Origin of the sequence: Kitasatospora sp. NPDC057223 (genome assembly GCF_042669755.1) — a bacterium.
Lineage (GTDB): Bacteria > Actinomycetota > Actinomycetes > Streptomycetales > Streptomycetaceae > Kitasatospora.
The window spans coordinates 44,159-54,626 of record NZ_JBHUWW010000050.1 but is presented as its reverse complement, the minus strand read 5'-3'; the positions used below and the strand labels follow the sequence as shown (position 1 = coordinate 54,626).

Genomic DNA, 10,468 nt, shown 5'->3' with positions numbered 1-10,468 from the left:
GCGCCCGCCCCCTCTCCACGTCACGGACGCGTCTGCTCAGATCTCGCCGCGCAGCTTGGCGAGCGCCTCGGCGAGGATCGCCTCGCCGTCGGCGTCGGTGCGCCGCTCGCGGACGTACGCGAGGTGCGTCTTGTACGGCTCGTTGCGCGACGGCGCCGGGGGGTTGTGCTCGTCCTGGCCGGCCGGGAAGCCGCAGCGCGGGCAGTCCCAGGTCTCCGGGATGACGGCCTCGGCGGCGAAGCTGGGGCGCGTCTCGTGCTTGTTCGCACACCAGAAGGAGATCCGGTTGCGGGGCGCGGACTCGCCGCGCTCCGCCTCGCCCATCGGGCCGGCGCCGACTCTGCTGCCACGGATGGCGTTGCCACTTGCCACGGTCTGACTCCCTGCGTGCTGATGCGATGCGATCTCAGCCGACACCCTGGGACAGGGAGACCCGGCCCCGTGGAGGGGGCCACGTCGCGGCCAGTATCCACTGCCGGCCGGCGACGGCCTGCGGGCGGTGGCGAAGTTGTCCCAGTGTAAGCAGCCGATAAGGATCTGTCCGCACCGCCTCCGGGACTGCGCCCGGACCGGGCGCCCCCTCAGGATAGGCGGGCGGACGACGCGCCGTCAGATATGCGGCAAACCGGCTGTTCGCGCAGGAACGCCGGTCACTTAACCTTCAGCACCAGGCCCAGGATGATGATGCTGGCGAACCAGGCGACACCCACGATGATGGTGATGCGGTCCAGGTTGCGCTCGGCCACGGCCGAGCCGCCACCGGTGGACATCGCGCCGCCACCGAACATGTCGGACAGACCGCCGCCCTTGCCCTTGTGCAGCAGCACCAGGAGAACCATCAGCAGGCTGAAGATGATCAGGGCAATCGAGAACCCGATAACCATAACGGCGGGACCAACTCTCTCGTTCATCGGCAAGGGGCCGGGCCGCTGCGAGCGGTCCGGCCCCAAAGCCTACGTTGCTGCGGCGGCGTTAGCCTACTGCCTGCTCACGGTAACGCACGATCCTGACGAACTCGTCGGCGTCCAGCGAGGCACCGCCGATCAGCGCACCGTCCACGTCGGGCTTGGCCATCAGGCCGGCCGCGCTCGACGCCTTCACGGAACCGCCGTACAGCACGCGGACCTTGGCGGCCAGCTCGCCGTCGTACAGCTCGGCCAGGCGCACCCGGATCGCCGCGCAGACCTCCTGGGCGTCCTCGGGGGTCGCCACCTCGCCGGTGCCGATGGCCCACACCGGCTCGTACGCGACGACGATGCTCTCGGCGTCGGAGGCCGGCACGCCGTCGAGGGCGCCGTCCAGCTGGGCCAGCGTGTGGGCGACGTGGGTGCCCGCCTTGCGGACCTCCAGCGGCTCGCCGACGCACAGGATCGGCGTGATCCCGCTGCGGTAGGCGGCCTTCACCTTGGCGTTGACGATCTCCTCGTTCTCGCCGTGGTACTGGCGGCGCTCCGAGTGGCCGATGGCCGCGTAGCTGACCTTCAGCTTGGCGAGCATCGGGCCGGAGATCTCACCGGTGTAGGCGCCGGAGTCGTGGGCCGAGATGTCCTGCGAGCCGTACTTGATCTTCAGCTTGTCGCCGTCGACCAGGGTCTGGACCGAACGCAGGTCGGTGAACGGGGTCAGGACCGCGACCTCGACCGCCTCGTAGTCCTTGTCGGCCAGCGCGAAGGCCAGCTTCTGGGTGTGCTGGATGGCCTCGAGGTGGTTGAGGTTCATCTTCCAGTTGCCCGCCATCAGCGGGAGACGCTCGCTCATGTGGTTCAGCCCTCCAGGGCGGTCAGACCGGGGAGGGACTTGCCCTCCAGGTACTCGAGGCTCGCGCCGCCGCCGGTCGAGATGTGCCCGAACTTCGTCTCGTCGAAGCCCAGGATGCGCACGGCCGCGGCGGAGTCCCCGCCGCCGACGACGGTGAACGCGTCGCTGTCCAGCAGCGCCTGCGCGATGGCACGGGTGCCGGGGGCGAACGCCGGGTGCTCGAACACGCCCGCCGGGCCGTTCCAGAACACGGTCCTGGCGTCGGCCAGCTTCTCGGCGAACAGCTCACCGGACTTGGGGCCGATGTCCAGGCCCAGCACGCCGGCCGGGATCTTGTCGGCGTCGACGACCTGGAAGTCCTCGACCGGGGCGCCGCCCTTGACGTCGGGGAAGCTCCCGGACACCGCGATGTCCACCGGCAGCACGAACTCGACGCCGGTCGCCTGTGCCCGCTTCAGGTACTCCTGGACGACCGGGATCTGGTCCTCCTGCAGCAGCGAGTTGCCGACCTGGTGGCCCTGGGCCGCGAGGAAGGTGAACACCATCCCGCCGCCGACCAGGATCCGGTCGGCCTTGCCCAGCAGGTTGTCGATCACGCCGACCTTGTCGGAGACCTTCGAGCCGCCGAGGACGACGACGTACGGGCGCTCGACCTCCTCGGTGAGGCGCTTGAGCACGCCCACCTCGGTGGCGATCAGGTCGCCGACGGCGTGCGGCAGGCGGGCCGGCAGGTCGAAGACCGAGGCGTGCTTGCGGTGCACGGCGCCGAAGCCGTCGCCCACGTAGATGTCCGCCAGGCCCGCCAGGGCGTCCGCGAAGGCGCCGCGCTCGGCGTCGTCCTTCGCGGTCTCGCCCGCGTTGAAGCGGAGGTTCTCGAGCAGCGTGACCTCGCCGTCGGCCAGGGCGGCGACGGTGGCCTTCGCGCTCTCGCCCACGGTGTCGGTCGCGAAGGCGACCGGCGTACCGAGGATCTCACCGAGCCGGACGGCGACGGGGGCGAGGGAGTACTGGGGGTCGGGCTCGCCCTTGGGGCGGCCCAGGTGGGACGCGACGATCACCTTCGCGCCGGCCTGCAGCAGCTTGGTGATCGTCGGCGCGACGGCACGGATCCGGCCGTCGTCGGTGATGCTCCCGTTCGAGAGCGGGACGTTCAGGTCGGCGCGGACGAACACGCGCTTGCCGGCGACGTCGAGGTCTTCGATGGTCTTCACGTTCTTCGAGTCTCCTGGGGAGAAGGTGGCGCAGACAAGCCCGGTCGCGCGCGGCACCGGCCGGGAGGGCGGCGCCGGGCGACGGGCTGGCGGCACGACGCCGGGCCGCCCGGTCCATGAAGCGAGGGTGCCGCGGAAGGTGGCGCGGGCACACGCAAGGAACAAGGCCCGGACGGTCGTGCACGGCCGTCCGGGCCCTGTTCCTCACATCACGTCAGCTCCCGCTGCGTCAGAGCTGGCCGCCGACGAGGGTGGTCAGGTTGACGAGGCGGTTGGAGTAGCCCCACTCGTTGTCGTACCAGCCGAAGATCTTGACCTGGTTGCCCTGGACCATCGTCATCAGCGAGTCGAAGATCGTGGAGAACGGCGAGTTCACGATGTCGGAGGAGACGATCGGGTCCTCGGTGTACTGCAGGATGCCCTTGAGCGAGCCCTCGGACGCCTTCTGGAAGGCGGCGTTGACCTCCTCGACCGTGACGTCGCGCTCCAGCGTGACGACCAGGTCGGTGATGGAGCCGGTCGGGACCGGGACGCGCAGCGAGGTGCCGTCCAGCTTGCCCTTGAGCTCCGGGATGACCAGGGCGGTGGCCTTGGCGGCACCCGTCGAGGTCGGGATGATGTTGAGCGAGGCGGCGCGGGCGCGACGCAGGTCCTTGTGCGGGAAGTCCAGCGTGACCTGGTCGTTGGTGAACGCGTGCACCGTGGTCATCAGACCCTTGACGATGCCGAAGTTCTCCAGCAGCACCTTGGCCATCGGCGCCACACAGTTGGTGGTGCACGAGGCGTTGGAGATGACGGTGTGGTTCGCCGCGTCGTACTTGTCGTCGTTGACGCCCATGACGATGGTGACGTCCTCGTCGGTGGCGGGCGCCGAGATGATGACCTTCTTCGCACCGGCGGTGACGTGCTTCTTCGCAGCGTCGGCCTTGGTGAAGATGCCGGTCGACTCGATCACGATGTCCACGCCCAGCTCGCCCCAGGGCAGGTTGGCCGGGTCGCGCTCGGCGATGACCTTGAAGGTCACGCCGTCGACGGTGATGCTGTCAGCGGTGTGGCTGACCTCGGCCTGGAGCGTGCCCAGGATCGAGTCGTACTTGAGCAGGTGCGCCAGCGTCTTGGTGTCGGTCAGGTCGTTCACACCGACGATCTCGATGTCCGCGCCCTGGGACCGAACCGCACGGAAGAAGTTGCGGCCAATGCGGCCGAATCCGTTGATGCCTACCCGGATCGTCACGAACCGATCTCCTTGTTAGGTACGCCGGAACTATGCCGACGGGGTGGAAATGGGATGTCCCCGACCACCCATGACCCTACCTCTACGAGGCGTTCGAGGGCACATCCGCCCGGGGTCAACCCCTTGGCGTGGCGGGTCGGGGCGTTCCAGCAGGCCCTCTTCCACGATCCCCCGCACAGCTGCTCCCCCGACCCCGGACGGCACTTGGGCCGCGGCGGCGAACAGTTCGGATGCGAAACGGCTGATGTCCACGATTCGGGACATCAGCCGTTCGGCAGGTGAGACCGGGCCCGCTCCCGGCGCCGTCCGATCCGTCCGGCGCCCGCTCCTGCTCCCGCGCTTCGCGGGATCAGCCGCCCGGCCCGGTCAGCTGAGCGCCATCTCGTCGGTCAGGTTCGCCTCGGTGCTCGGCAGGCCCAGCTCGGAGGCCCGCTTGTCGGCCATCGCCAGCAGCCGGCGGATCCGGCCGGCCACCGCGTCCTTGGTCAGCGGCGGGTCAGCGAGAGCGCCCAGCTCCTCCAGGGAGGCCTGCTTGTGCTGCATCCGCAGCTGGCCGGCCGCCGCCAGGTGCTCGGGCACCTCCTCGCCGAGGATCTCCAGGGCGCGCTGCACCCGGGCCCCCGCCGCGACCGCGGCCCGCGCGGAACGGCGCAGGTTGGCGTCGTCGAAGTTGGCCAGCCGATTGGCGGTGGCCCGCACCTCGCGGCGCATCCGGCGCTCCTCCCAGGCCAGCACCGACTCGTGCGCGCCCAGCCGGGTCAGCAGCGCGCCGATCGCGTCGCCGTCCCGGATCACCACCCGGTCCACGCCCCGCACCTCGCGGGCCTTCGCCGGGATGCCGAGCCGCCGGGCCGCGCCGACCAGGGCGAGCGCCGCCTCGGAGCCGGGGCAGGTGATCTCCAGCGAGGAGGACCTGCCCGGCTCGGTCAGCGAGCCGTGCGCCAGGAAGGCCCCGCGCCAGGCCGCCTCCGCGTCGCACGTCGCCCCGGACACCACCGCCGGGGGCAGACCCCGGATCGGCCGTCCTCGGCCGTCCACCAGCCCGGTCTGCCGGGCGAGCAGCTCGCCGTCCTTGACCACCCTCACCACGTACCGGCTGCCGCGTCGCAGACCGCCGGGGGCCATCACCACCAGATCCGAGGAGTGTCCGAAGATCTCCAGCAGATCCTTGCGCAGTCGCCGCGCCGCCACGCCGGTGTCCAGCTCAGCCTCGATCACGATCCGGCCGCTCACAATGTGCAAGCCACCCGCGAACCTGAGGATCGCCGAAACCTCCGCCTTGCGGCAGCAGGCCCGGGTGACGGGGAGCCGGCTGATTTCGTCCTTCACCGCTGCCGTCATCGCCATGGGCCGATCCTTCCATGTGTCCGGAAAATCCGGTCGTACGCCGCGGCCAAGAGCTCCCGGTCGTGTCGCGGCGTTCCGTCCGCCGCGGCGACCCGGTCGAGCACCAGGGCGGCGCCCATCCGCTCGGCCGCCTTCTCCAGCCCGGCCAGGTCGGCCACGCCGAAGGCACCGCCGGTGACCGCCCGCTCGTCCACCAGGATCGCATCCACCGCCAGCTCGGGGGCGTGGTCGGCGATCACCTCCAGGTGGCGCTGCGGGGTGAAGCCCTCGGTCTCGCCGGGCTGGGGGGCCAGATTCAGGGTGAGCAGGCGCCGGGCCCGGGTCTCGACCAGGGCCGCGGCCAGGTCGGGGACGAGCAGGTGCGGCAGCACACTGGTGAACCAGGACCCCGGGCCGAGCACCACCCAGTCCGCCTCCCGGACGGCCGCCACGGCCTCCGGGACGGCCGGCGGCGCGTCCGGCAGCAACCGGATCGACTGCACCGTGCCGGGGGTCACCGCGACGTTCGCCTGCCCGCGGACGGCGGACAGCTCGGCCGGCCGGGCCGGGTCGTGGCCCCGGACGACCGCCTCGATGTCCAGCGGCACGGCCGACATCGGCAGCACCCGGCCCTGCACGTTGAGCAGCCGGCCCACCCAGTCCAGCGCGGCCACCGGATCGCCGAGCTTCTCCCAGAGGGCCACGATCAGCAGGTTGCCGACGGCGTGGCCGCCCAGCTCACCGGTGCCGGAGAAGCGCTGCTGGATCACCTCGGACCACGTCCGGCCCCAGTCGTCGTCCCCGCAGAGGGCCGCCAGCGCCTTGCGCAGGTCACCCGGCGGCAGGACGCCCAGCTCGGCGCGGAGCCGCCCGCTGGAGCCGCCGTCGTCCGCGACGGTGACCACGGCGGTGAGCGCCGTGGTCAGCCTGCGCAGCGCGGAGAGCGAGGCGGACAGGCCCTGGCCGCCGCCCAGCGCGGCGATCCTCGGCGCGTTGGCGTGCGGCCTGCCCGTCACCGAAGCGCGCGCCGGGGCCGCCGACCGGTCGGCGGCCCTGTTCTGAAGCTGCCGCCCGGGCCCGTATCCCGCCACACCCACCTCGCGTTCCTCTGCCTGCCGCCGCCGGCTGCCTGGCGGCAGGCCGGCGGGGCTACTCGCGTCCCATGTCCCGGTGGACGAGCACCGTCTCGACGCCGTCCGCGATCAGACGCTTCGTCAACCGCTCCGACATGGCCACGCTCCGGTGCTTACCACCCGTGCAGCCTACGGCAAGGGTCATGTAGCGCTTGCCCTCACGGCGGTACCCCTCGGTGATGATGCGCAGCAGGTCCCCGTATCCGTCGAGGAACTCGTTGGCGCCGGGCTGCTCGAAGACGTAGGCGGCGACGTCGGTGTCCGTGCCCGTCCGGGCGCGCAGCTCGGGGACCCAGTGCGGGTTGGGCAGGAAGCGGCAGTCGACCACCAGGTCGGCGTCGACCGGCAGGCCGTACTTGAAGCCGAAGGACATCACCGTCGCCCGCAGCTCCGGCTCGTTGTGGTCGGCGAACTGGGCGTCCAGCTTCGCACGCAGCTGGTGCACGTTGAGGTTGGAGGTGTCGATGACCAGGTCGGCCTCGCCGCGCAGCTCGCGCAGCAGGTCGCGCTCCTGGGCGATGCCGTCGACGATCCGGCCCTCGGCCTGCAGGGGGTGCGGGCGGCGCACGCTCTCGAAGCGGCGGACCAGCGCGTCGTCCGAGGAGTCCAGGAAGACCACGCGCAGCCGGACGCCGCGCTTCTCCAGCTCCTCCAGCGAGGTCAGCAGGTCGTCGAAGAACTTGCGGCCCCGGACGTCGACGACGGCGCCGATCCGGGCGACGGCGCCCTGCGAGCGGGCGCCGAGGTCGACCATGGTCGGGATGAGGGCCGGCGGCAGGTTGTCGACGACGAACCAGCCGAGGTCCTCCAGGCACTTGGCCGCGGTGGAGCGGCCGGCTCCGGACATGCCGGAGATGATCACCAGCTCCGGGGCGGTCTCTCCCACGTCTGACACGGTCACTTCGGTTCCCCGCTCTCGGTGATTCTGCTGAGGAGAACGCGCGTGGCGGCCCCGCGCTTCCCCAGGTCACCCTGGGGAGTGAACGCGGGACACACACCTTGACGGGCGGCGCCGGCCGTCATGACGTCTCCAGTGGCGTTGCGGTCGGTGGCACTGCTGCCGGGGGCACTGCGGTGGGCGCCGCCGTGGTCGGCGGCACCGCGGACGGCTCCGCGGCCGTGCCGTCCTCGGCGCCGTCGTCGAGGATCTCACCCGTGGCCGTGTTCACGGCGAACGCCGCGGGTGTACGGGACGCCAACGCTGCCGCAACAGTCTCCGCGGTGCGCCGGCCGATGCCCGGGACCTCGCACAGTTCGTCCACGGTCGCCCCCCGCAGCCTCTTCAGCGAACCGAAGTGCTTCAGCAGCGCCTGGCGGCGAGTCTCGCCGAGGCCGGGGACGGAGTCCAGCTCCCCGGCGGTGAGTCGCTTGGAGCGCTTGGACCGCTGGTACGAGATGGCGAAGCGGTGCGCCTCGTCCCGGACCCGCTGGAGCAGGTAGAGGCCCTCGCTGCTGCGCGGCAGGACCACCGGGTCGTCCTGCCCCGGCAGCCACACCTCCTCCAGCCGCTTCGCGAGGCCGCACAGCGCGACGTCGTCGATGCCGAGCTCGTCCAACGCCCGCTGGGCCGCGGCGACCTGCGGCTGCCCGCCGTCGACCACCAGCAGCTGCGGGGGGTAGGCGAAGCGGCGCGGGCGGCCCGTCTCGGGATCGATCGGACCGGCCGGCACCTCGCCGCCGGCCTGTCCGGCCTGCCCGGGCAGGCCGGACTGGTCTGGCTGCCCGGACTGCTCGGGCTGCTGCCCCGGGTCGTCGGCCTCCGGAACGGCCCACTCACCGGTCTCCTCGCGCTCCCGCAGGTAGCGGCGGAACCGGCGGCTGATCACCTCGTGCATCGAGCGGACGTCGTCCTGCCCCTCGAAGCCCTTGATCTGGAAGCGGCGGTACTCGCTCTTGCGGGCCAGCCCGTCCTCGAACACCACCATCGAGGCGACCACGTCCTCGCCCTGGAGGTGCGAGATGTCGAAGCACTCGATGCGCAGCGGCACGGAGTCCAGCTCCAGCGCGTCGGCGATCTCCTGGAGCGCCCGGCTGCGGGTGGTGAGGTCGGAGGCGCGCTTGGTCTTGTGCAGGGCCAGCGACTGCTGCGCGTTGCGCTGCACCGTCGCCATCAAGTCCTTCTTGTCGCCGCGCTGGGGCACCCGCAGGTCGACCTGGGCACCGCGCAGGCCGCTCAGCCACTCCCGGACGGGGGCGGCCGGCTCCGGCAGGGCGGGGACGAGCACCTCGCGCGGGACGGCCTCCGCCCCGCCCCCGTAGAGCTGTTGGAGCGCGTGCTCGACCAGCGCCGCGGTGTCCACGTCCTCGACCTTGTCGGTGACCCAGCCGCGCTGGCCGCGCACCCGGCCGCCCCGGACGTGGAAGATCTGTACGGCGGCCTCCAGTTCGTCCTCGGCCAGCGCCAGCAGGTCGGCGTCGGTGCCGTCGGCGAGGACGACGGCGTTCTTCTCCATCGCCCGCTTGAGCGCCCCGATGTCGTCGCGCAGCCGGGCGGCCTTCTCGTACTCCATCTCGGCGGCGGCGTCGCGCATCTGCTCTTCCAGGCGGCGCAGGTGGTTGCCGGTGCGCCCGGCCATGAAGTCGCAGAACTCCTCCGCCAGCTCGACGTGTTCGGCCTGCGAGATCTTGCCGACGCAGGGCGCCGCGCACTTGCCGATGTAGCCGAGCAGACAGGGCCGGCCCACCTGAGCCGCCCGCTTGAACACGCCGTTGGAACAGGTGCGGACGGGGAAGACCCGCAGCAGCAGGTCGACCGTCTCACGGATCGCCCAGGCGTGCCCGTACGGGCCGAAGTAGCGCACGCCCTTCTTGTGCGCCCCGCGCATCACCTGGACCCGCGGGAACTCCTCGTTGAGGGTGACGGCGAGCTCGGGATAGCTCTTGTCGTCGCGGTACTTGACGTTGAACCGCGGGTCGTACTCCTTGATCCAGGAGTACTCCAACTGGAGCGCCTCGACCTCGGTGCCGACCACCGTCCACTCCACCGAGGCGGCGGTGGTGACCATGGTCGCGGTGCGCGGGTGCAGGCCGGCGATGTCCTGGAAGTAGGAGGACAGACGCGGACGCAGGCTCTTGGCCTTGCCGACGTAGATGACCCGCCCGTGGACGTCGCGGAACCGGTAGACACCCGGCGAGGTCGGAATCGCCCCGGGGGCGGGGCGGTAGGTGGACGGGTCAGCCATGGGTCCACCGTACCGAGTCGCAGTGACACTCCGGGGGCCGGACCTGCCGATCCGGCCCGTCCGGGCGCTCCTGTCGCAGAACGGGCGCCCGACGACCGGCCGGGCCGGCGGGTGGTGCGCCGCCCCGGCCGGGGCCCGGACGGCGCGGACGGCCCGGACGGCTCAGGCCCGGGTCACCTTGAGGTTGCCGCCCTCGACCACCACCGTGTAGGCGGGTAGCGGGGTGGGGGCCGGGCCGCCCGGCTGGACCGCACCGTCGGTGATGTCGAACCGGCTGCCGTGGCACGGGCACTGGATGTGACTGTCCTTGACCTGGTCGACGATGCAGCCGGCGTGGGTGCACTTCGCGCTGAACGCCTTGTACTGACCGGCCGTCGGCTGGGTGACCACGATCTTCTGCTCGCGGTAGACCTTGCCGCCGCCGACCGGCACCTCGGACGCCGGGCCGACCTCGACCGGGCCGGCCGCCGCGTCCGAGCCGGAGGAGGACGAGGACGAGGACGAGGAGCCGCAGCCCGACACGGCGAGCGTGCCGCCGCCCGCCAGGACGGCGGCGGCCCCGCAGAGCAGGGTGCGGCGGGTGGTGGCGGGGCTGACCGGGGTCTCGGACATCGGTGGCTGCTC

General features: G+C 71.7%; 10 protein-coding genes. All 10 read right to left on the bottom strand.

The genetic code is table 11. The features are described from left to right. Window positions 1-36: 36 nt before the first annotated feature. A complete protein-coding gene (locus ACFUK0_RS19275; protein WP_207811681.1) occupies window positions 37-372 on the bottom strand; it encodes an RNA polymerase-binding protein RbpA in 336 nt (111 codons plus the stop codon). Window positions 373-650: 278 nt separating this feature from the next. Continuing rightward, entirely contained in the window at window positions 651-884 is a 234-nt protein-coding gene (secG, locus tag ACFUK0_RS19270) for a preprotein translocase subunit SecG (RefSeq protein WP_380251684.1), read from the bottom strand. Window positions 885-972: 88 nt separating this feature from the next. Continuing rightward, a complete protein-coding gene (gene tpiA, locus ACFUK0_RS19265) occupies window positions 973-1,758 on the bottom strand; it encodes a triose-phosphate isomerase (RefSeq protein ID WP_380251682.1) in 786 nt (261 codons plus the stop codon). Window positions 1,759-1,763: 5 nt separating this feature from the next. After that, entirely contained in the window at window positions 1,764-2,969 is a 1,206-nt protein-coding gene (locus ACFUK0_RS19260; RefSeq protein ID WP_380251680.1) for a phosphoglycerate kinase, read from the bottom strand. 229 nt (window positions 2,970-3,198) lie between these two features. Beyond that, window positions 3,199-4,203, bottom strand: a complete 1,005-nt coding sequence (gap, locus tag ACFUK0_RS19255; RefSeq protein ID WP_380251678.1) for a type I glyceraldehyde-3-phosphate dehydrogenase — start codon at window positions 4,201-4,203, stop codon at window positions 3,199-3,201. Between the two features lie 366 nt (window positions 4,204-4,569). Next, window positions 4,570-5,550: a DNA-binding protein WhiA gene (gene whiA, locus ACFUK0_RS19250; RefSeq protein WP_380251676.1), complete on the bottom strand. Its 981-nt coding sequence runs from the start codon at window positions 5,548-5,550 to the stop codon at window positions 4,570-4,572. Beyond that, on the bottom strand, window positions 5,541-6,545 hold the full coding sequence (gene yvcK / locus ACFUK0_RS19245) for a uridine diphosphate-N-acetylglucosamine-binding protein YvcK (RefSeq protein WP_380251674.1): 1,005 nt from the start codon (window positions 6,543-6,545) through the stop codon (window positions 5,541-5,543). The genes whiA and yvcK overlap by 10 nt, the downstream gene beginning before the upstream one ends. A gap of 133 nt (window positions 6,546-6,678) precedes the next feature. Beyond that, entirely contained in the window at window positions 6,679-7,557 is an 879-nt protein-coding gene (gene rapZ / locus ACFUK0_RS19240; RefSeq protein WP_380251672.1) for an RNase adapter RapZ, read from the bottom strand. 124 nt (window positions 7,558-7,681) lie between these two features. Further along, a complete protein-coding gene (gene uvrC / locus ACFUK0_RS19235) occupies window positions 7,682-9,844 on the bottom strand; it encodes an excinuclease ABC subunit UvrC (RefSeq protein WP_380251670.1) in 2,163 nt (720 codons plus the stop codon). A 162-nt stretch (window positions 9,845-10,006) separates the two neighbouring features. Continuing rightward, window positions 10,007-10,456 carry a Rieske (2Fe-2S) protein gene (locus ACFUK0_RS19230; protein WP_380251668.1) on the bottom strand — a complete coding sequence of 150 codons (450 nt, stop codon included), beginning with the start codon at window positions 10,454-10,456 and terminating at the stop codon, window positions 10,007-10,009. Between the last annotated feature and the right edge of the window lie 12 nt (window positions 10,457-10,468).

What these genes read in the sequence shown, in the direction of transcription:
- secG (WP_380251684.1), bottom strand. Translation starts at nt 884, where the DNA reads ATGGTTATCGGGTTCTCGATTGCCCTGATCATCTTCAGCCTGCTGATG.
- tpiA (WP_380251682.1), bottom strand. Translation starts at nt 1,758, where the DNA reads ATGAGCGAGCGTCTCCCGCTGATGGCGGGCAACTGGAAGATGAACCTC.
- whiA (WP_380251676.1), bottom strand. Translation starts at nt 5,550, where the DNA reads ATGGCGATGACGGCAGCGGTGAAGGACGAAATCAGCCGGCTCCCCGTC.
- uvrC (WP_380251670.1), bottom strand. Translation starts at nt 9,844, where the DNA reads ATGGCTGACCCGTCCACCTACCGCCCCGCCCCCGGGGCGATTCCGACC.
- ACFUK0_RS19230 (WP_380251668.1), bottom strand. Translation starts at nt 10,456, where the DNA reads ATGTCCGAGACCCCGGTCAGCCCCGCCACCACCCGCCGCACCCTGCTC.